Source organism: Pseudomonas sp. FFPRI_1, from assembly GCF_055384485.1.
The window spans coordinates 2456599-2476175 of record NZ_AP029168.1 but is presented as its reverse complement, the minus strand read 5'-3'; the positions used below and the strand labels follow the sequence as shown (position 1 = coordinate 2476175).

Below are 19577 nucleotides of genomic sequence, written 5' to 3'. Positions count from 1 at the left end.
GATCCAAGAGCGTCCACCTGCCCGGTTGCAAGCAACCTGAAAGCCCGACTTTCCTGTCCACTGCGACAGCTTGTCCGAGGGCATTTTTTTGTCCCTACTCGGCATAGGGAAAGGCCGCAGAATCAGGCATGGAACGCATTGACCCAGGTCATGGCGCGTTGCAATGACCCCCTGCTTTCTCCATACTTGCGGCCGATTTTTATCCCTAATAAAACACCCAAACCGTGGAACCTTAGAATGAGCACAGCAATCAGTCCGACTGCTTATAACTATAAGGTAGTCCGCCAGTTCGCCATCATGACGGTGGTCTGGGGGATCCTTGGCATGGGGCTCGGTGTCTTCATCGCCTCGCAACTGGTCTGGCCGGAGTTGAACTTCGGTCTGCCATGGACGACCTTTGGACGCCTGCGCCCGCTGCACACCAACCTGGTGATCTTCGCCTTCGGTGGATGTGCATTGTTTGCCACCTCTTACTATGTCGTGCAGCGAACCTGCCAGACGCGACTGATTTCCGACAGCCTCGCGGCCTTCACCTTCTGGGGTTGGCAAGCGGTGATCGTCGGCGCGATCGTGACCCTGCCACTGGGTTACACCACCACCAAGGAATACGCCGAACTGGAATGGCCTCTGGCTATCCTGCTGGCGATCGTCTGGGTCACCTATGGCCTGGTGTTCTTTGGCACCATCACCAAGCGCAAGACCAAGCACATCTACGTGGGCAACTGGTTCTACGGTGCCTTCATCGTGGTCACCGCGATGCTGCATATCGTCAACCACGCATCCCTGCCGGTCAGCTTCTTCAAGTCCTACTCGGCCTATGCCGGGGCGACTGACGCGATGATCCAGTGGTGGTACGGCCACAACGCCGTGGGCTTCTTCCTGACCACCGGCTTCCTGGGGATGATGTACTACTTCGTACCCAAGCAGGCCGAACGCCCGATCTACTCCTATCGCCTGTCGATCGTGCACTTCTGGGCACTGATCACCCTGTACATCTGGGCCGGCCCGCACCACCTGCACTACACCGCGCTGCCGGACTGGGCACAGTCCCTGGGCATGGCCATGTCGATCATCCTGCTGGCGCCAAGCTGGGGCGGCATGATCAACGGCATGATGACCCTGTCGGGCGCCTGGCATAAGCTGCGCACCGACCCGATCCTGCGGTTCCTGGTGGTATCCCTGGCGTTCTACGGCATGTCGACCTTCGAAGGTCCGATGATGGCGATCAAGACCGTCAACTCGCTTTCCCACTACACCGACTGGACCATCGGCCACGTACACGCCGGCGCTCTGGGCTGGGTAGCGATGATCTCCATCGGCGCCCTGTATCACCTGATCCCGAAAGTCTTCGGTCGTCAGCAGATGCACAGCATCGCCCTGATCAACACCCACTTCTGGCTGGCCACTATCGGCACCGTGCTCTACATCGCCTCGATGTGGGTCAACGGCATCACCCAGGGCCTGATGTGGCGTGCAATCAACGATGACGGCACCCTCACCTACTCCTTCGTCGAAGCGCTGCAAGCCAGCCACCCGGGCTTTATCGTCCGCGCCGTGGGCGGTGCATTCTTTGCCGCCGGCATGCTGTTCATGGCCTACAACGTGTTCCGTACCGTTCGCGCCTCGAACCCGGCTGAAGCTGAAGCCGCCGCTCAGATCGCTGTAGTTGGAGCTCACTGATGAAGCACGAAGTAGTCGAGAAGAATATTGGCCTGCTGGCCTTCTTCATGGTCATCGCCGTCAGCATCGGCGGCCTGACCCAGATCGTCCCGCTGTTCTTCCAGGACGTCACCAACAAGCCGGTAGAAGGCATGAAGCCACGCTCCGCGCTGGAACTGGAAGGTCGTGACATCTACATCGCCAACGGCTGCGTACAGTGCCACTCGCAGATGATTCGTCCGTTCCGTGCGGAAACCGAACGTTATGGCCACTACTCGGTAGCCGGTGAAAGCGTCTGGGACCACCCGTTCCTGTGGGGCTCCAAGCGTACCGGTCCGGACCTGGCCCGCGTGGGTGGTCGTTACTCCGATGACTGGCAGCGTGCGCACTTGTACAACCCGCGCAACGTTGTTCCCGAGTCGAAAATGCCGGCTTACCCGTTCCTCGTAGAAAACAAGCTCGACGGCAAAGACACCGCGAAGAAAATGGAAGTCTTGCGCACGCTCGGCGTCCCTTATACCGACGAAGACATCGCCGGTGCCAAGGATGCGGTGAAGGGCAAAACCGAAATGGACGCGCTGGTGGCCTATCTGCAAGGCCTGGGCACCATCATCAAAAGCAAACGGTGATCTAGATGGATATCGGGATGATTCGTGGCCTGGGCACCCTTGTTGTGATGGTGGCCTTTGTCGGCTTGGCGCTCTGGGTGTTCAGCCCCAAGCGCAAGTCCGAGTTTGAAGACGCGACCTTGCTGCCGTTCGCGGATGATCCCGACGCCATCAAGCACGTCGAGCAAGCTTCTAGGAGTAACAAAGAATGACTACGTTCTGGAGTCTGTACGTCACAGTCCTCAGTCTGGGTACCATCTTCGCCCTGACCTGGCTGCTGCTGTCGACCCGCAAGGGCCAGCGCACCGAGCAGACCGACGAGACGGTTGGCCACTCCTTCGACGGGATCGAGGAGTACGACAACCCACTGCCGAAATGGTGGTTCATGCTGTTCGTCGGCACCATCGTCTTCGCCCTGGGCTACCTGGTGCTGTACCCGGGCCTGGGCAACTGGAAAGGCGTCCTACCGGGCTACAACTACCTCGACAACGAGAAGCAGACCCCGTTCGCCAATGGCCAGTCCGGCTGGACCGGCGTGCACGAATGGGAAAAGGAAATGGCCAAGTCGGACGCCAAGTTCGGTCCGATCTTCGCCAAGTACGCCGCCATGCCTATCGAAGAAGTGGCCAAGGACCCGCAAGCCCTGAAAATGGGTGGTCGCCTGTTCGCCTCCAACTGCTCGGTCTGCCACGGCTCCGACGCCAAGGGCGCTTACGGCTTCCCCAACCTGACCGACGCCGACTGGCGCTGGGGCGGCGAGCCGGAAACCATCAAGGCCACCATCATGGGCGGTCGTCATGCCGTGATGCCGGGCTGGCTGGACAGCCTGAAAGAACAAGGCGTGAGTGATGTCGCAGCTTACGTACTGACCAACCTCGATGGGCGCAAGCTGCCGGAAGGCATCAAGGCCGATCCGATCAATGGCCAGAAGATCTTCGCCACCACCTGTGCGGTCTGCCATGGTCCGGAAGGCAAGGGCACCCCAGCCATGGGCGCACCCAACCTGACCCACCCGGCCGCGTTCATCTACGGTTCGAGCTTTGCGCAACTGCAGCAGACCATTCGTTACGGCCGTCAGGGCGTGATGCCTGCCCAGGAACAACTGCAAGGCAATGACAAGGTCCACCTGCTGGCGGCTTATGTCTACAGCCTGTCCCACGGTGACAAACAGGCCGACGCCGAGTAACGGCAACGCTTGAAAGCAACACCCGACGGCCCCGCCAATGAAAATTGACGGGGCCGTTTTTATTGCCTGCTACCTGCCGTGTATCGCCTCGTCCTGCCGAGAGATTGCCCGCCCAGCCACCGAGTAGTAACGTTTCTACATTATGTTTTCCAAGCGGGGCCCGATCATGACCATCACCACCCTTTCCAGTCGCGAGTTCAACCAGGACACAAGCGGTGCCAAAAAAGCCGCGAAAAGGGGCCCGGTAATCATCACCGACCGTGGCAAGCCGGCCCATGTACTGCTAAGCATTGAGGAGTACCAGAAACTCAGCGGCCTCACTCTCAGCATCGTCGAGATGCTGGCAATGCCAGGGGCTGCAGACATCGAATTGACGACGGAGCGCGCAGTGATCACTCCACGTGAAACAGATTTGTCCTGATGTTCCTGCTCGATACCAACGTCATCTCCGAGCTACGCAAGCCCAAGGCCAATCGCGGAGTCAAGGCCTGGGCACATGGCATTGCGCCCACCAGCCTGTTTCTCTCGGCCATCACGGTGCTGGAGCTGGAAACTGGAATCCTGCGGGTGGAGCGACGCGACCCTGACCAGGGCGCGTTGCTGCGCACCTGGCTGGAGCGTCGAGTGCTTCCGACCTTCAGTGGACGCATCCTGGCCATTGATAGCGCGGTAGCACTGCGCTGCGCTCAACTCCATGTACCAGACCGCAGCAATGAGTGTGATGCGCTGATTGCCGCAACCGCCCTGGTCCACAACTTGACCGTGGTCACCCGCAACGTGGCGGACTTCGAGGCCTGCGGCGTGCGCTTGCTCAACCCGTGGAAGAATTGAACGGTAGGAAGTGCAAAACGGTCCATAATTCACAAGTCAATTGATTCAAGTCATTACACCATCGATTGATTTCCCCCAACGCGACCAAAGGTCGCACCCTTGCGCTAGAGCTACAGGCGTATCATTGCGCCACTGCAACACCCCTTTTGACCGCGGTCGGCACGTACTGACCGAGGCATTTTTCCACTGCCGTGGGATGCAATGATGAGCAATCAGATTCCTGTACAAAACATTACCCCGCCTGCCAAAAACGCGAATAACAGCGTCGACCTCTACGCCCCCAGGGAAAAAATCTACACCCGCGCCTTCACTGGCCTGTTTCGCAACCTGCGCATGCTCGGCGGCGCCGGCCTGTTCCTCCTGTACTTCGGCACCGTCTGGCTCAACTGGGGTGGCCACCAGGCCGTCTGGTGGAACCTGCCGGAGCGCAAGTTCTTCATCTTCGGCGCCACCTTCTGGCCCCAGGATTTCATCCTGCTGTCCGGCCTGCTGATCATCGCCGCCTTTGGCCTGTTCTTCATCACCGTCTATGCCGGTCGTGTCTGGTGTGGCTACACCTGCCCGCAGAGCGTCTGGACCTGGATCTTCATGTGGTGCGAAAAGGTCACCGAAGGCGACCGCAACCAGCGCATCAAGCTGGACAAGGCGCCCATGAACGCCAACAAGTTCCTGCGCAAACTCAGCAAGCACAGCCTCTGGCTGGCGATCGGCTTCGTCACCGGCATGACCTTCGTCGGCTACTTCTCGCCGATCCGCGAGCTGGTGATCGACTTCTTCACCGGCCAGGCCGATGGCTGGTCGTACTTCTGGGTGGGTTTCTTCACCCTGGCCACCTACGGCAACGCCGGCTGGCTGCGCGAACAGGTGTGCATCTACATGTGCCCCTATGCGCGCTTCCAGAGCGTGATGTTCGACAAGGACACCCTGATCGTCTCCTACGATCCGCGGCGCGGGGAAATCCGCGGCCCGCGCAAGAAAGGCGCCGACTACAAGGCCCAGGGCCTGGGCGACTGCATCGACTGCACCATGTGCGTCCAGGTCTGCCCCACCGGCATCGACATCCGCGACGGCCTGCAGATCGAGTGCATTGGCTGCGCCGCCTGCATCGACGCCTGCGACAGCATCATGGACAAGATGGATTACCCTCGCGGCCTCATCAGCTACACCACCGAACACAACCTGTCCGGACAGAAAACCCATAAACTGCGCCCACGCCTGATCGGCTATGCCCTGGTGCTGCTGGCCATGATCAGCCTGCTGGTCACCGCGTTCTTCATGCGCTCGCTGGTGGGCTTCGACGTCAGCAAGGACCGCGTGCTGTACCGCGAGAACGCCGAGGGCCGGATCGAGAACGTCTACAGTCTGAAGATCATGAACAAGGACCAGCGCGATCACACCTACGTGCTCGATGCTGCGGGCCTGCCGGACTTGAAGCTGCAGGGCAAGCGCGAGATCCACGTGGTCGCCGGCGATATCGTCAGCATGCCGGTGGAACTGTCGATCGCTCCGGAACAACTGCCATCGTCCACCAACGAGGTGAAGTTCATACTCAAGGATGCCGACGATGACAGCGTCCACGTTGAAGCCAAGAGCCGGTTCATCGGCCCACAAATTCGTTAAAGAGAAGTGAACATGCCCACAGCCATCTCCTCCAGCCCCTGGTACAAGCACCTCTGGCCCTGGATCATCATCGGCATCCTCGCCTGCTCGGTGACCCTGACGCTGTCCATGGTGACCATTGCCGTGAACAACCCGGACAACCTGGTCAACGACAACTACTACGAGGCCGGCAAGGGCATCAACCGCTCCCTGGACCGCGAGCTGCTGGCCCAGACCCTGAAAATGCGCGCCAGCGTGCACCTCGATGAGTTGACTGGCGAAGTCGAGTTGCGCCTGAGCGGTGACAGCCAGCCCAAGACCCTGGAGCTGAACCTGATCTCGCCGACCCAGCCGGAGAAGGACCGCAAGATCAGCCTGGCCCGCAGCGAAACCGAACAAGGCCGCTACATTGGCCAGTTGACCGATCAAGTCGAGGGCCGGCGCTTCGTCGAACTGCTGGGAGTCGAAGGCGACAAGACCTGGCGCATGTTCGAAGAAGAACAAGTCAGCCACGACAAGGACCTGCTACTGGGCGACGAGCCGCTGCAAGGCGCGGAAGACCTGAACTGATCAACACCTGTCGTACATCGCCGGCCCGCCGCTTGCTCCCTTGCCGGGATGGAAGCCGACGGGCCGGCGTTGAGTTTTTCCCCGACCACAAAGACCGCCGATGACCACGCCACTGCCTTGCTACCACTGTGCCCTGCCGGTTCCCGCCGGTCGCCGGTTCACCGCCGTCGTGCTCGGCGAACCCCGAGAATTCTGCTGCCCGGGCTGCCAGGCGGTAGCCGAGGCGATAGTCGCCGGCGGCCTGGAGCATTACTACAGCCATCGCAGCGAAGCCTCGGCCAATCCCGGCGCCCTGCCCGTGCAACTGGTGGACGAACTGGCGCTGTACGATCGCCCCGATGTACAGCAGCCCTTCGTCCGCCATGAAGGCGAGCTCGCGGAAACCACCCTGCTCATGGAAGGCATCAGTTGCGCCGCCTGTGGCTGGCTGATCGAAAAACACCTGCGCAGCTTGCCGGCGGTGGCCGAGGCCCGCCTGAACCTGTCCAACCACCGCTTGCATGTGCGCTGGGCCGACAGCCAGTTGCCTTTGAGCCAGGTGCTCAGCGAGCTGCGGCACATCGGCTACGCCGCCCACCCCTATCAACCGGACCGCGCCTCTGAACAGCTGGCCAGCGAGAACCGCCTGGCCCTGCGACAACTCGGGGTCGCCGGCTTGCTGTGGTTCCAGGCAATGATGGCGACCATGGCTACCTGGCCGGAATTCAACATCGACCTCAGCCCTGAGCTGCACACCATCCTGCGCTGGGTCGCGCTGTTTCTCACCACCCCCATTGTCTTCTACAGCTGCGCGCCCTTCTTCAAGGGCGCCATGCGTGATTTGCGTACCCGACACCTGACCATGGATGTCTCGGTCTCCCTGGCCATTGGCGGGGCGTACCTGGCAGGCATCTGGACCTCCATCAGCGGGGTTGGCGAGCTGTACTTCGATGCGGTGGGCATGTTCGCCCTGTTCCTCTTGACCGGTCGCTACCTGGAGCGCCGGGCCCGGGAGCGCACGGCGGCCGCCACGGCGCAACTGGTCAACCTGCTACCGGCCTCCTGCCTGCGCCTGGACGAAGACGGCCAAAGCCAGCGCATCCTGCTCAGTGAACTGCGCCTGGGGGATAAGGTGCTGGTGCATCCCGGCGCGGTGCTGCCGGCAGACGGCAGGATCCTTGACGGCCAATCCAGCATCGACGAATCCCTGCTCACCGGTGAGTACCTGCCACAAGCCCGCGGCCAGGGCGACTCGGTCACCGCCGGCACCCTGAACGTCGAAGGCGCGCTGACGGTGGAGGTCCAGGCCCTGGGCCAGGACACCCGGCTATCGGCCATCGTGCGCCTGCTGGACCGGGCCCAGGCGGAAAAGCCCCGGCTGGCGGAAGTCGCCGACCGTGCTGCCCAGTGGTTCCTGCTGTTTTCCTTGATCGCGGCTGCCGCCATCGGCCTGCTGTGGTGGCAACTGGACGCCTCCCGGGCGTTCTGGATCGTTTTGGCAATGCTCGTAGCCACCTGCCCTTGCGCCCTGTCACTGGCAACCCCGACGGCCCTCACCGCCGCCACTGGCACGCTGCACAAACTTGGCCTGTTGCTGACCCGCGGCCATGTGCTGGAAGGGCTGAATCAGATCGACACGGTGATTTTCGACAAGACCGGCACCCTCACCGAAGGCCGGTTGGCGCTGCGCGCCATCCGACCACTGGGGAGCCTGTCCAGCGACGCCTGCCTGAGCCTGGCCGCGGCTCTGGAAAATCGCTCGGAACACCCCATCGCCCGAGCTTTCGGCCGCGCCCCCGTCGCCGCAGAAGAGGTTACCAGCAGCCCCGGGCTCGGCCTGGAAGGCCTGGTGGGAACCCAGCGCCTGCGTATCGGCCAACCGGCTTTCGTCTGCGCGCTCAGTGGCTGCAAGGTGCCGCAGATGCCCGACGAACACGGCCAATGGCTGCTGCTCGGCGATAGCCAGGGTGCCCTCGCCTGGCTGGTTCTCGACGATCGCCTGCGCAGTGACGCTCCCGCACTGCTGGCCGCCTGCAAGGCTCGCGGCTGGCACACCCTGCTGCTCTCCGGGGATAGCTCGCCGATGGTCGCCAGCGTGGCCGCTGAACTGCAGATCGACGAGGCCCGTGGTGGCCTGCGCCCGGACGACAAGCTGCAAGTGCTGCAACAGTTGCACCAGCAAGGCCGCAAAGTGCTGATGCTGGGCGACGGGGTCAACGACGTACCCGTACTGGCCGCCGCCGATATCAGCGTGGCCATGGGCTCGGCCACCGACCTGGCGAAGACCAGCGCCGATGCGGTGCTGCTGTCCAACCGCCTGGACGCCCTGGTGCAAGCCTTCAGCCTGGCCCGCCGGACACGCCGGGTCATCATCGAGAACCTGCTCTGGGCGGGGCTGTACAATGGCCTGATGCTGCCGTTCGCCGCCCTCGGCTGGATTACCCCCGTATGGGCGGCGGTCGGCATGTCCATCAGTTCCCTGACCGTGGTGCTCAATGCCCTGCGCCTGACCCGCATGCCGCGGCAGGCCGACAGTGCCGCCGCCCCCGAAACCCGCCCGCTGCCGGCCTGAGCCGCCGGGCCTGGAGTCAAGATGCCTGCTCTTTATGTGATGATCCCGGCCGCACTGCTGATCGTGGCCATCGCCATCTACATCTTCTTCTGGGCCGTCGACAGCGGCCAGTACGACGACCTTGACGGTCCGGCCCACAGCATCCTGTTCGACGACCAGGACCCGAGCCACACCGCGGCCGTAGACGAGGTCAAAGGCCAGGCTGCCCAAGACACCGACCCCGCCGAGAAACAGGAACCGCCCCATGCTTGAGCTGGCACCTCTGCTAGTTTCCGCAGTGATTCTCGGCCTGTTGGGCGGCGGTCATTGCCTGGGCATGTGCGGCGGGTTGATGGGCGCCCTGACCCTGGCAATTCCCCAGGAACAGCGCAGTCGGCGCTTTCGCCTGCTACTGGCCTATAACCTGGGCCGCATTCTCAGCTACGCCCTGGCCGGACTGCTGCTGGGTCTCGCCGGCTGGGCAGTGGCCAGCAGCCCGATGGCACTGTTCATGCGGGTCCTTGCGGGCCTGCTGCTGATTGCCATGGGCTTGTACCTGGCCGGCTGGTGGAGCGGCCTGACCCGCATCGAAGGCCTTGGCAAAGGCCTGTGGCGGCATATCCAGCCCGTCGCCAACCGCCTGCTGCCGGTCTCCAGCCTACCCCGCGCTCTGCTCCTGGGCGCACTCTGGGGCTGGCTGCCTTGCGGGCTGGTGTACAGCACCCTGCTGTGGTCGGCGAGCCAGGGTAATGCCCTGGACAGCGCCTTGCTGATGCTGGCCTTCGGCCTGGGCACCTGGCCGGTGCTGTTGGCCACCGGCCTCGCGGCGGAGCGGGTCACCGCCCTGCTGCGTCGCCGTAGCGTGCGCATGGCCGGCGGCCTGCTGGTCATGCTGTTCGGAATCTGGACCCTGCCCGGCCCTCACCAGCATTGGCTGATGGGCCACTGAGACCGGGCAAGTGCCCGGCCAGAGGGCCTGTACACCCTGTCAGCACTACCCCAGCGGCTCCCGAACACCCTTGATACAAGTCAAGATGGCCGCGGCCCTAACCTCCTAGACTCGCGAACACTGCCAGCCTATCCGGGGGAATTCCCGCATGCTCGACGCCATTCGTTGGGACACAGATCTGATCCGCCGTTACGACCTGGCGGGACCACGCTACACCTCCTACCCGACCGCGGTGCAATTCAACAGCCAGGTCGGCGCCTTCGACTTGCTGCATGCCCTGCGCGACAGCCGCAAGGCCCAGCGCCCGTTGTCGCTGTACGTGCACATCCCGTTCTGCGCCAACATTTGCTACTACTGCGCCTGCAACAAAGTCATTACCAAGGACCGCAGCCGTGCCCTGCCCTACCTGCAGCGCCTGGAACAGGAGATGCAACTGATCGCCTGCCACCTGGCCCCCAACCAGCGCGTCGAGCAACTGCACTTCGGCGGCGGCACCCCGACCTTTCTCAACCATGATGAACTGCGCCAGTTGATGGCCCTGCTGCGCAAGCACTTCAACCTGCTCGACGATGACTCCGGCGACTATGGCATCGAGATCGATCCGCGGGAGGCCGACTGGTCGACCATGGGGTTGCTGCGAGAGCTGGGCTTCAACCGGGTCAGCATTGGCTTGCAGGACCTGGACCCGGCCGTGCAGCGGGCGGTCAACCGCCTGCAAAGCCTGGATGAAACCCGGGCAGTGATCGAGGCGGCCCGCACCCTGCAGTTTCGCTCGATCAACATCGACCTAATCTACGGCCTGCCCAAGCAGACCTCGGAGAACTTCGCCCGCACCGTGGAAGAAGTGATCAACCTGCAACCGGATCGGCTCTCGGTGTTCAACTATGCCCACCTGCCCGAGCGCTTCATGCCGCAACGGCGGATCAATGGCAGTGAGCTACCGGCTCCGGCGGAAAAGCTGCAGATGCTGCAGCGCACCATCGAACAGCTGACGGCGGCCGGGTATCGGTACATCGGCATGGACCACTTCGCCCTGCCCGATGATGAACTGGCCATTGCCCAGGAAGAATCAACCCTGCAACGCAACTTCCAGGGTTATACCACCCACGGCCATTGCGACTTGATTGGATTGGGAGTGTCGGCCATCAGTCAGATCGGTGATCTTTACTGCCAGAACAGCAGCGACTTGACGCACTATCAAAATGCCTTGGCCGGAGCACAACTGGCTACTAGTCGCGGCCTGGTGTGCAATGCAGACGACCGTCTGCGCCGTGAAGTTATTCAGCAACTGATCTGCAACTTTAGTCTTAAGTTCGAAGATATCGAACAAGCCTTCAATATTGATTTTCGTGGCTACTTCAATGAACTCTGGCCGGAACTCGAAGAGATGGCCGACGATGGCCTGATCGAACTCAGCAGCGACATGATCACGGTCTTGCCCGCCGGACGGTTGCTGGTGCGCTCGGTGTGCATGGTGTTCGATGCCTACCTGGGCCAGCAGAACCGTCAGCGCTTTTCCCGGGTGATCTAGGACTTCATGACCAACGATGCCGCCTTCATCACCTGCTCAGGGCTCAAGCCCGCTTGTTTCATCGCCTTGGCCAGGGAGGCATTGGCGGTCAGCAAACCGCTGTTGAGGCTCGCCAGGGCCGATTGCAGGCTACTTACCCTGGCCTTGGCTTCCTCAGGGCTCAGGCGCTTGTCGGCCATGACGGCCTGGAGCTGGGCCAGCTTTTCTGCAATCTGTTGTTGCAATTTCCTGATCATCTTGAGGATCTGTTGAATATTTTCGGGAAGGCCGCTTTCCTCAATATCACTGTCACGCCCGGTGGCGCTGGAGGACTTCTTCAGGCCCGCTCCCGACAGCGACACTTTGACGCCCTCACCGAGACCAGGCTCCGCAACTAGACGAGAATCATTTAGTTCAGCGTCATAAATGCTTTTCGATGATTCAGAAAGTGGCTGCAAGTTATTGCTGCCATTAGTAATACCGCCAACGGACGACATAGTTGCGGCTCTCCAAGTTACTTTTGATAACAGGCTATCGACTCCAAAAAGGATTGCTTTACGACTGACCGTCAATACGGCACGGACTGGCCGGAACCTCCTCCCGTGAGTTACCCTTACGGCTTATGTGTGTTCTCCCACAAGGATTCTAGAATGTCCGAGCCAGTTAAACTGCGCGCTCACAACCAGGCCCATTGCAAGGACTGCAGCCTGGCACCCCTCTGCCTGCCACTTTCGTTGAATTTGGAAGACATGGACGCGCTGGACGAAATCGTCAAACGTGGCCGCCCATTGAAAAAAGGCGAATTCCTGTTCCGTCAGGGTGACGGCTTCGACTCGGTGTATGCCGTGCGTTCAGGCGCCCTGAAAACCTTCAGCCTCAGCGACAGCGGCGAAGAGCAGATCACCGGCTTCCATCTCCCGAGCGAGCTGGTGGGCCTGTCCGGCATGGACACCGAAACCCATCCGGTTTCCGCCCAGGCGCTGGAAACCACGTCGGTGTGCGAGATCCCCTTCGAGCGCCTCGACGAACTGGCCCTGCAATTGCCACAGCTGCGCCGCCAGCTGATGCGGGTCATGAGCCGCGAGATCCGCGACGATCAGCAAATGATGCTGTTGCTGTCGAAGAAGACCGCCGACGAGCGCATTGCCACCTTCCTGGTCAACCTCTCGGCGCGCTTCCGTGCCCGCGGCTTCTCGGCCAACCAGTTCCGCCTGAGCATGTCGCGCAACGAAATCGGCAACTACCTGGGCCTGGCGGTGGAAACCGTGTCCCGGGTATTCACTCGCTTCCAGCAGAACGAGCTGATCGCCGCCGAAGGCAAGGAAGTCCACATCCTCGACCCTATCCAGCTCTGCGCCCTGGCCGGCGGCTCGGTGGAAGGCTGATCCACAACGTGCGCGACTGAGCCAAGGTGCTCGGTCGCAGGTATACTGGCGCGGCATATTTTGCCCGCCAGGACACCTGAAGATGGCCTTCGATTCCTTCGACATCAAATCCCTGATCCGCCCCGTGATCGACTTTCCGAAACCCGGCGTGATCTTTCGCGACATCACCCCCCTGTTCCAGTCTCCTCGAGCCCTGCGCCTGGTGGCCGACAGTTTCGCCCAGCGTTATGTCGAAGAAGACTTCAGCCATATCGGCGCCATGGACGCCCGTGGCTTCCTGATCGGCTCGATCATCGCCTACCAACTGAACAAACCGCTGATCCTGTTTCGCAAGCAGGGCAAACTTCCGGCGGACGTGCTCGCCGAAGGCTACCAGACCGAGTACGGCGAAGCCTTCCTCGAAGTCCATGCCGACAGCCTCTGCGAAGGCGACTCGGTGCTGATGTTCGATGACCTGATCGCCACCGGCGGCACTCTGGTCGCCGCCGCCAATCTGGTACGACGCATGGGGGCAAGCATTTTCGAAGCCGCCGCAATCATCGACCTGCCGGAACTGGGCGGCTCGCAAAAGCTGGAGGACATGGGCATCCCCACCTTCTGCCTGACGCAGTTCTCGTTGAGCGAACGCTAACACCGCTGGTGAGCCGCCTCCGCCACAGGATCGGAGCCGGCTCAGCCCTTAGGCTCCTTCCACGCCCCATGCCAGTCGCCGCACCAACCGCGTGGCCATGGAGCGGCCCATCACATTGCTCAATCCCGGCAGCAACCCGGGCCCTGGTCGTGCCTGAGTGCAGCCGCTCGACAGTCCCTACGCCGCTAGGACGACACCCGGGCCCGCTGCGCAGCCCACTCCAGCGGCGCCAGCCGCCGTGGCAAGGCTAAACCCAGCGGACTCTGATGAGCCGCTGTCACCAGGGCGAAACGCGCCTGAGCCGCCTGTCCAATGGCGTAAGACACATCCAGGCCCTCGGCATCCACCGACATCGCCAGCCATTGCACCCCGGCGGCCTGTAGCAACTGACGGTATTCCTCACTGAAGCCAACGGCGGCCCTCTGGCAATTCCCGAACCGGGCTAGAGCCCCATCTGCTTGCTGATGATTTCGTTCATCACTTCGCGGGTGCCGCCACCAATAGAGAGAATGCGATTGTCACGGTACAGCCGCTCCACCAGGCTTTCGCGCATGTAGCCCATGCCTCCCAGGATCTGCACCGCGTCGTAGGTGATACGGTCGGCGGTATCGGTGGCGAAGTTCTTGGCCATGGAAATCTCCTTGATCACGCTCTTGCCTGCCGCCATCTGCGCCGCCTGGCGGTAGGTGAACTCCCGGGAGATCTCCAGCGCCGTAGCCATCTCTGCCAAACGATGCTTGAGCACCTGGAACTTGGCGATGGGCTTGCCGAACGCCTCGCGCCCACGAGCCCATTTAAGACTTTCTTCCAGAGCCATCTGCGCGGTCATGTTGGCCATCAGCGCCAGCGCCAGGCGCTCGCTCTGGAAATTGCCCATGATGCAGGCAAAGCCCATGTTCTGGGTGCCGATCAGGTTGCCCACTGGCACCCGGCAATCGTCGAAGAACAACTCGGCGGTGTCCGAGGCCCACCAGCCCATCTTTTTCAATTGCCGCCCCACGGTAAACCCCGGAGTCCCCTTCTCGATCAGCAGCAGGCTGATGCCGCCGTAGCCAGGCTCGCCGGTACGTACGGCAACAGTGTAGAAGTCGGCACGCACGCCACTGGTGATAAAGGTCTTGGCGCCGCTGACCCGGTAATAGTCGCCATCACGCACCGCGCAGGTCTGCAGATTGGCCACGTCCGAGCCGCCACCGGGTTCAGTCACCGCCAGGGCGCAGATCTTCTCTCCGCAGATCACCTGGGGCGCCACTCGCTCCCGCACTTCGGGACGGGCCCATTTGACGATGGGTGGCAAGCCGATATCCAGCGATCCCAGGCCCGCCACCAAACCACCAGAACCGCTGCGCATCAGTTCTTCACTGGCAGCGATCTTGGCGAACAGATCACCTTCATGGCTGCCGCCCAGGGATTCGGGATAGCCGATGCCGAGAATCCCGGCGGCACCCGCCTTGAGATACAACTCACGCGGGAAGCCACCCGCCTCTTCCCACTGATCGATCTCGGGGAGGATTTCACGTTCGACGAAACGTCGCACGCTGTCGCGGACCAACTGGTGGCTGGGATCGAAGTATTCCTGGCAGGCAGACATCGGCAAGCTCCTCTGAAGGGTCGAGGAAACTTACCAAGCGCTTGCTTGGTTTTCAACCAAAGGATGCGCCCGGCCCGTCGGCAGGCCGGCACACCCGCCCCATCTACAGCTCTATGGGTTTACGCCCGGCAAAGGAATGGGCCAGGGTGCCGCCGTCCACCAGCTCCAACTCGCCGCCCAGCGGCACGCCATGGGCGATCCGCGAGGTGATCAGCCCCTTGTTGGTCAGCAGTTGGGCGATGTAGTGAGCCGTGGCTTCGCCTTCTACCGTGGGGTTGGTGGCCAGGATGATTTCGCTGAAGCTGCCCTGCTCTTCGATCCGCGCCAGCAGTTGCGGAATGCCGATGGCTTCCGGCCCCAGGCCGTCCAGGGGCGACAGGTGCCCCTTGAGCACGAAGTAGCGACCGCGATAACCGGTCTGCTCTACCGCATACACGTCCATCGGCCCCTCCACCACGCACAGCAGGCTGTCGTCACGCCGCGGATCGGCGCACTGCGGGCACAGCTCGTCCTCGGTCAGGGTTCGGCACTGGCGGCAATGCCCTACCCCCTCCATGGCCTGGCTCAGGGCCTGGGCCAGGCGCAAGCCACCACTGCGGTCCCGCTCAAGCAGTTGCAGGGCCATGCGCTGGGCGGTTTTCTGACCCACACCCGGCAAAGTGCGCAGGGCATCGATCAGTTGGCGAATCAGGGGGCTGAAGCTCATGGGCAAAGGTCCGACAAAACGACGAGACGCGGTTTATACCCGCGCCTCGGGGCAGCGTCAAATGCTCGCGTCCGGGGCCACCTTGACCACCAGCTTGCCGAAGTTGCGTCCCTCCAGCAGGCCGATGAAGGCTTCTGGCGCCTGCTCCAGACCCTCGACCCTATCCTCCTTGAACTTGACCTTGCCCTCGCGCACCCAGGGCGCCATGGCCTTGATGAACTCCGAATGCCGGTCGCCGTAGTCGTCAAAGACGATAAAGCCCTGGATGCGCACTCGCTTGGTCAGCAGGGCACGCTGCAGCAGGGGCAGGCGATCGGGACCCGACGGCAGTTCTTGGGCGTTGTACTGGGCAATCAGACCGCAGAGGGGAATGCGCGCCTTGGGATTGAGCAGGGGCAGCACGGCATCGAAGACCTTGCCGCCGACGTTCTCGAAGTAGATGTCCACGCCCTTGAAGCAGGCCTGGGCCAGCTCATCGGCAAAGTCGGCGCTCTTGTGATCGATGCAGGCATCAAAGCCCAGCTCCTCGACCACGTAGCGGCACTTCTCGGCACCACCGGCAACACCCACAACCCGCAGCCCCTTGAGCTTGGCCACCTGCCCCACCACCGAGCCCACTGCACCGGACGCTGCGGCCACCACCAGGGTTTCCCCGGACTTGGGCTGGCCGATGTCCATCAACCCCATGTAGGCGGTCATTCCGGGCATGCCCAGTACACCCAGGGCCATGGAGGGGCTGGGCAGGCCCGAAGGCACCGGGATCAGATTGCGGCCATCACAAATGCAATGACTCTGCCAGCCGGTGGCCCCCACCACCAGATCGCCCTCCTGGAACTTCGGGTTCAACGAGCGCTCCACCCGGCTCACGGCACCTCCGGTCATGACCTCGTCGATCTCCACCGGGGCCGCATAAGACGGTGCATCACTCATGCGCCCGCGCATGTAAGGGTCCAGGGACAGATAGAGGGTCTTGAGCAGCACCTGGCCATCCGCCAGTTCCGGCAGGGCCACCCGTTCCAGGCGGAAGTTTTCCGGGACTGGCGCGCCCTGTGGACGGGACACCAGCACGACGCGCTGATTAAGGGTCAATGTTTGCGGCATCACAGACACTCCTTTAGCAAAGGTTGAAAAGACTTGCATAGGTTGCAGACCATGGGTTCGGCCCGGCGTTCTATGTTTCCAACGGCAATCGTGGCCCACCCGCCGTGGCGCATTGCTTGCCAGGTAAAAAAAAGCCAGGCTCTAGGCCTGGCTTTTTTAGTCCATCCAATGCGCCTGTGCGAATCAGAAAGGCAGCTTCATGCCCGGAGGCAGCTGCATGCCGGCGGTCATGCCGGACATCTTTTCCTGGCTGTTGGACTCGATCTTGCGCACGGCGTCGTTCACCGCGGCAGCGAACAGGTCTTCCAGCACTTCACGGTCATCTTCGCTGACGCCTTCGAGCAGGCTCGGGTCGATGCTCACACGCTTGATGTCATGACGACCGGTCATGACCACAGTGACCATGTCGCCGCCGGCCTTGCCGGTGACTTCTGCGTTGGCCAGTTCTTCCTGCATCTTGGCCATTTTTTCCTGCATCTGCTGTGCCTGCTTCATCAGGCCGGCCATGCCACCTTTCATCATGGGAATTACCTCAAAGTACGGGGATGGAAACGGCGCCCGGCCCCTGGCCCGGCGCCCTTGAAGTGATCAGCCCTGGGCAGCCAGGGCCTCGACAGGCTCAATAGTATCGTGGCGCACCACCGCGCCGAACTCCTGGACCATCTGCTGGATGAACGGATCACCGTGGATCGATTCCTCGGCATCGCGCTGACGGTTGGCACGGCGCCGTGACGCCGCCTGGGCCGGGGTTTCCTGCTCGGGCTTGATCAGCTCGATGCTCAGGGCCAGGGTGCGCCCGTGGTACTGGTTCAGGGCGTCGTTGAGACGGCGCTGCTGAGTGGCGTTGAACAGTGCACTATGGGCCGGATCCAGGTGCAGCAGCCAATTGTCGCCGTCTACGGCCATCAGCGTGCAGTTGGCAGCGATGCTCCCGGTCATCCCGGAAATCGGCAACTTTGGAAACAGTTCCAGCCACTCCAGGGCCAGGCCGGTGGCCGGCATCGCCGCAGGTTCCGGCTCGGGCTCGGGCTCCGGATCGGCAGCGTGCTCGCTGGCCAGCTCATCGAGGTAGCTGTAGGCCGAATCCATGTCCGGCTCGATGTAGTCCTCATCCAGCGGCGGTTCGTCGTCCAGATCGGTTCCAGGAGTCGCGGCGTCGACCTCGGCAACCGTGGGCTCGGGCACCGGCGCATTGACCCATTCCGGCGCATCCGGCACCACGCTGTCGGGCGTGGGGGTGGGCATCGGGGTCAAATCAGGCTGTTGCGCAACCACTTCCAGCACCGGCTCCACAACTGCTTGCTGTTCGACCGAGACTTGCACACCAGCTTCTGCCGGATCGTTCCACGGCAGGTCGATCACCTCTTCAGTGACCGCAGGCACAGGCTCGGGCTCGGCGACAGTCGCCTCGACAACCGGTGGCACAACTGGCGGCACAACGGCGGCCGGTTCAGGCGTGGGCACGGAAACTGGAGCAGGAGCAGGAGCCGGCACACTGGCCACCGGCGCCGCAACGGCTGCAGGCGCAGCAGGTGCGGGTGCCGCCACGGCTTGGGCGGAATCAACTGTGGCCTGGCTGATCCCCACTGGCTTTAGCGGCTGTCTCGGTGCATCCGCGGTGTCCGCTGGCCGGAACGCCAGCATACGCAGCAGAACCATCTCGAACCCGCCTCGCGGATCCGGCGCCAGCGGCAAGTCACGCCGACCGATCAAGCCCATCTGGTAATAGAACTGCACATCTTCGGCAGGCAGCGCCTGGGCCAGGGCCAGCACTCGGTCGCGGTCGCCATGACCGTTATCGACCCCATCCGGCAGCGCCTGGGCGATCGCCACTCGGTGCAGCACGTTGAGAATTTCGGAAAGCACGCCATTCCAGTCCGGCCCCTGCTCCGCCAGATGGCGCACCGCCTCCAGCAGCGCCTTGGCATCACCGTTGATCAGCGCATGCAGGACGTCATAGACCTGGCCGTGGTCGAGGGTGCCAAGCATGGCGCGCACGTCGGCAGCCATGACCTTGCCCTCGCCGAAGGCAATGGCCTGGTCGGTGAGGCTCATGGCGTCGCGCATCGAGCCGTCGGCGGCGCGACCCAGCAGCCACAGTGCATCGTCTTCGAACGGCACATTCTCCACGCCCAGGACATGGCTCAAGTGCTCGACCACACGCTCGGGCGTCATGTTCTTCAGGGAGAACTGCAGGCAGCGCGAAAGAATGGTCGCCGGCAGCTTCTGCGGATCGGTGGTCGCCAGGATGAACTTGACGTAGGGCGGCGGCTCTTCGAGGGTCTTGAGCAAGGCGTTGAACGAGTGGCTGGAAAGCATGTGCACTTCGTCGATCAGATAGACCTTGAAGCGCCCGCGGCTCGGTGCGTACTGCACGTTGTCCAGCAGTTCACGGGTGTCCTCGACCTTGGTCCGGCTCGCGGCGTCGATCTCGATCAGGTCGACAAAGCGCCCCTCGTCGATCTCGCAGCACACCGAACAGGTGCCGCAGGGCGTGGAAGTGATGCCTGTTTCACAGTTCAGACATTTGGCAATGATCCGCGCGATGGTGGTCTTGCCCACCCCGCGCGTGCCGGTAAACAGATAGGCGTGGTGCAGCCGCTGGCTGTCCAAGGCATTGATCAGAGCCTTGAGCACATGGGTCTGGCCGACCATTTCGCGGAACGAGCGCGGACGCCATTTACGTGCAAGAACCTGATAACTCATCGAAAACCGTCGCGA

At 62.3% G+C, this 19577-nt stretch carries 21 protein-coding genes; 14 read left to right on the top strand and 7 right to left on the bottom strand.

Going from position 1 to position 19577, the window contains the following annotated elements:
- Window positions 1–237 precede the first annotated feature (237 nt).
- The 12 genes from ccoN to hemN all read left to right on the top strand — a co-directional run bounded on the left by ccoN (window position 238) and on the right by hemN (window position 11463).
- Entirely contained in the window at window positions 238–1680 is a 1443-nt protein-coding gene (ccoN, locus tag ACZ5BO_RS11240) for a cytochrome-c oxidase, cbb3-type subunit I (RefSeq protein ID WP_025128826.1), read from the top strand.
- Window positions 1680–2288 (top strand): cytochrome-c oxidase, cbb3-type subunit II, encoded by a 609-nt coding sequence (gene ccoO / locus ACZ5BO_RS11235; protein ID WP_025128825.1) that lies wholly within the window; start codon window positions 1680–1682, stop codon window positions 2286–2288. Before ccoN ends, ccoO begins: the two co-directional genes overlap by 1 nt.
- Before the next feature lie 5 nt (window positions 2289–2293).
- Entirely contained in the window at window positions 2294–2479 is a 186-nt protein-coding gene (locus ACZ5BO_RS11230; RefSeq protein ID WP_025128824.1) for a CcoQ/FixQ family Cbb3-type cytochrome c oxidase assembly chaperone, read from the top strand.
- The gene (gene ccoP, locus ACZ5BO_RS11225) at window positions 2476–3453 is read left to right on the top strand and encodes a cytochrome-c oxidase, cbb3-type subunit III (protein WP_464699738.1); all 978 of its coding nucleotides are present in this window, start codon (window positions 2476–2478) and stop codon (window positions 3451–3453) included. Before ACZ5BO_RS11230 ends, ccoP begins: the two co-directional genes overlap by 4 nt.
- A gap of 166 nt (window positions 3454–3619) precedes the next feature.
- Window positions 3620–3874 (top strand): type II toxin-antitoxin system Phd/YefM family antitoxin, encoded by a 255-nt coding sequence (locus tag ACZ5BO_RS11220; RefSeq protein WP_464699736.1) that lies wholly within the window; start codon window positions 3620–3622, stop codon window positions 3872–3874.
- Window positions 3874–4284 carry a type II toxin-antitoxin system VapC family toxin gene (locus ACZ5BO_RS11215; RefSeq protein ID WP_025128821.1) on the top strand — a complete coding sequence of 137 codons (411 nt, stop codon included), beginning with the start codon at window positions 3874–3876 and terminating at the stop codon, window positions 4282–4284. Before ACZ5BO_RS11220 ends, ACZ5BO_RS11215 begins: the two co-directional genes overlap by 1 nt.
- A 204-nt stretch (window positions 4285–4488) precedes the next feature.
- Window positions 4489–5904 carry a cytochrome c oxidase accessory protein CcoG gene (gene ccoG, locus ACZ5BO_RS11210; RefSeq protein ID WP_464699734.1) on the top strand — a complete coding sequence of 472 codons (1416 nt, stop codon included), beginning with the start codon at window positions 4489–4491 and terminating at the stop codon, window positions 5902–5904.
- 12 nt (window positions 5905–5916) lie between these two features.
- On the top strand, window positions 5917–6453 hold the full coding sequence (locus tag ACZ5BO_RS11205; protein ID WP_025128819.1) for a FixH family protein: 537 nt from the start codon (window positions 5917–5919) through the stop codon (window positions 6451–6453).
- Window positions 6454–6553: 100 nt separating this feature from the next.
- The gene (locus ACZ5BO_RS11200) at window positions 6554–9004 is read left to right on the top strand and encodes a heavy metal translocating P-type ATPase (protein WP_464699732.1); all 2451 of its coding nucleotides are present in this window, start codon (window positions 6554–6556) and stop codon (window positions 9002–9004) included.
- 21 nt (window positions 9005–9025) lie between these two features.
- Window positions 9026–9256, top strand: coding sequence for a cbb3-type cytochrome oxidase assembly protein CcoS (gene ccoS / locus ACZ5BO_RS11195; protein WP_464699730.1), 231 nt, complete (start codon window positions 9026–9028; stop codon window positions 9254–9256).
- The gene (locus ACZ5BO_RS11190; RefSeq protein WP_464699728.1) at window positions 9249–9932 is read left to right on the top strand and encodes a sulfite exporter TauE/SafE family protein; all 684 of its coding nucleotides are present in this window, start codon (window positions 9249–9251) and stop codon (window positions 9930–9932) included. Before ccoS ends, ACZ5BO_RS11190 begins: the two co-directional genes overlap by 8 nt.
- Before the next feature lie 148 nt (window positions 9933–10080).
- Window positions 10081–11463: an oxygen-independent coproporphyrinogen III oxidase gene (gene hemN, locus ACZ5BO_RS11185; RefSeq protein ID WP_464699726.1), complete on the top strand. Its 1383-nt coding sequence runs from the start codon at window positions 10081–10083 to the stop codon at window positions 11461–11463.
- On the opposite strand, the gene ACZ5BO_RS11180 is transcribed toward hemN, so the two are convergent.
- Entirely contained in the window at window positions 11460–11939 is a 480-nt protein-coding gene (locus ACZ5BO_RS11180) for a hypothetical protein (protein WP_464699724.1), read from the bottom strand. The two genes, hemN and ACZ5BO_RS11180, sit on opposite strands and share 4 nt — an antisense overlap.
- Before the next feature lie 153 nt (window positions 11940–12092).
- On the opposite strand from ACZ5BO_RS11180, the gene fnrA reads away from it, so the two are divergent.
- Window positions 12093–12827: a Crp/Fnr family transcriptional regulator FnrA gene (fnrA, locus tag ACZ5BO_RS11175; RefSeq protein WP_025128813.1), complete on the top strand. Its 735-nt coding sequence runs from the start codon at window positions 12093–12095 to the stop codon at window positions 12825–12827.
- An 82-nt stretch (window positions 12828–12909) separates the two neighbouring features.
- The gene (locus tag ACZ5BO_RS11170; RefSeq protein WP_025128812.1) at window positions 12910–13458 is read left to right on the top strand and encodes an adenine phosphoribosyltransferase; all 549 of its coding nucleotides are present in this window, start codon (window positions 12910–12912) and stop codon (window positions 13456–13458) included.
- Between the two features lie 185 nt (window positions 13459–13643).
- On the opposite strand, the gene ACZ5BO_RS11165 is transcribed toward ACZ5BO_RS11170, so the two are convergent.
- From ACZ5BO_RS11165 to dnaX, 6 genes are all read right to left on the bottom strand, one after another.
- A complete protein-coding gene (locus ACZ5BO_RS11165) occupies window positions 13644–13844 on the bottom strand; it encodes a hypothetical protein (protein WP_464699722.1) in 201 nt (66 codons plus the stop codon).
- 56 nt (window positions 13845–13900) lie between these two features.
- Entirely contained in the window at window positions 13901–15049 is a 1149-nt protein-coding gene (locus tag ACZ5BO_RS11160; protein ID WP_464699720.1) for an acyl-CoA dehydrogenase family protein, read from the bottom strand.
- 103 nt (window positions 15050–15152) lie between these two features.
- On the bottom strand, window positions 15153–15755 hold the full coding sequence (recR, locus tag ACZ5BO_RS11155) for a recombination mediator RecR (RefSeq protein WP_025128809.1): 603 nt from the start codon (window positions 15753–15755) through the stop codon (window positions 15153–15155).
- A 57-nt stretch (window positions 15756–15812) separates the two neighbouring features.
- Window positions 15813–16856 (bottom strand): NADP-dependent oxidoreductase, encoded by a 1044-nt coding sequence (locus tag ACZ5BO_RS11150; RefSeq protein WP_025128808.1) that lies wholly within the window; start codon window positions 16854–16856, stop codon window positions 15813–15815.
- Between the two features lie 183 nt (window positions 16857–17039).
- Window positions 17040–17378: a YbaB/EbfC family nucleoid-associated protein gene (locus tag ACZ5BO_RS11145; protein WP_015634779.1), complete on the bottom strand. Its 339-nt coding sequence runs from the start codon at window positions 17376–17378 to the stop codon at window positions 17040–17042.
- Between the two features lie 66 nt (window positions 17379–17444).
- Window positions 17445–19562, bottom strand: coding sequence for a DNA polymerase III subunit gamma/tau (dnaX, locus tag ACZ5BO_RS11140; protein WP_464699717.1), 2118 nt, complete (start codon window positions 19560–19562; stop codon window positions 17445–17447).
- Between the last annotated feature and the right edge of the window lie 15 nt (window positions 19563–19577).

Bases quoted from the DNA above. Each gene is read 5' to 3' on its own strand.
- ccoN (WP_025128826.1), top strand. From the start codon at position 238: ATGAGCACAGCAATCAGTCCGACTGCTTATAACTATAAGGTAGTCCGC.
- ccoO (WP_025128825.1), top strand. From the start codon at position 1,680: ATGAAGCACGAAGTAGTCGAGAAGAATATTGGCCTGCTGGCCTTCTTC.
- ACZ5BO_RS11230 (WP_025128824.1), top strand. From the start codon at position 2,294: ATGGATATCGGGATGATTCGTGGCCTGGGCACCCTTGTTGTGATGGTG.
- ccoP (WP_464699738.1), top strand. From the start codon at position 2,476: ATGACTACGTTCTGGAGTCTGTACGTCACAGTCCTCAGTCTGGGTACC.
- ACZ5BO_RS11220 (WP_464699736.1), top strand. From the start codon at position 3,620: ATGACCATCACCACCCTTTCCAGTCGCGAGTTCAACCAGGACACAAGC.
- ACZ5BO_RS11215 (WP_025128821.1), top strand. From the start codon at position 3,874: ATGTTCCTGCTCGATACCAACGTCATCTCCGAGCTACGCAAGCCCAAG.
- ccoG (WP_464699734.1), top strand. From the start codon at position 4,489: ATGAGCAATCAGATTCCTGTACAAAACATTACCCCGCCTGCCAAAAAC.
- ACZ5BO_RS11205 (WP_025128819.1), top strand. From the start codon at position 5,917: ATGCCCACAGCCATCTCCTCCAGCCCCTGGTACAAGCACCTCTGGCCC.
- ACZ5BO_RS11200 (WP_464699732.1), top strand. From the start codon at position 6,554: ATGACCACGCCACTGCCTTGCTACCACTGTGCCCTGCCGGTTCCCGCC.
- ccoS (WP_464699730.1), top strand. From the start codon at position 9,026: ATGCCTGCTCTTTATGTGATGATCCCGGCCGCACTGCTGATCGTGGCC.
- ACZ5BO_RS11190 (WP_464699728.1), top strand. From the start codon at position 9,249: ATGCTTGAGCTGGCACCTCTGCTAGTTTCCGCAGTGATTCTCGGCCTG.
- hemN (WP_464699726.1), top strand. From the start codon at position 10,081: ATGCTCGACGCCATTCGTTGGGACACAGATCTGATCCGCCGTTACGAC.
- ACZ5BO_RS11180 (WP_464699724.1), bottom strand. From the start codon at position 11,939: ATGTCGTCCGTTGGCGGTATTACTAATGGCAGCAATAACTTGCAGCCA.
- fnrA (WP_025128813.1), top strand. From the start codon at position 12,093: ATGTCCGAGCCAGTTAAACTGCGCGCTCACAACCAGGCCCATTGCAAG.
- ACZ5BO_RS11170 (WP_025128812.1), top strand. From the start codon at position 12,910: ATGGCCTTCGATTCCTTCGACATCAAATCCCTGATCCGCCCCGTGATC.
- ACZ5BO_RS11160 (WP_464699720.1), bottom strand. From the start codon at position 15,049: ATGTCTGCCTGCCAGGAATACTTCGATCCCAGCCACCAGTTGGTCCGC.
- recR (WP_025128809.1), bottom strand. From the start codon at position 15,755: ATGAGCTTCAGCCCCCTGATTCGCCAACTGATCGATGCCCTGCGCACT.
- ACZ5BO_RS11150 (WP_025128808.1), bottom strand. From the start codon at position 16,856: ATGCCGCAAACATTGACCCTTAATCAGCGCGTCGTGCTGGTGTCCCGT.
- ACZ5BO_RS11145 (WP_015634779.1), bottom strand. From the start codon at position 17,378: ATGATGAAAGGTGGCATGGCCGGCCTGATGAAGCAGGCACAGCAGATG.
- dnaX (WP_464699717.1), bottom strand. From the start codon at position 19,562: ATGAGTTATCAGGTTCTTGCACGTAAATGGCGTCCGCGCTCGTTCCGC.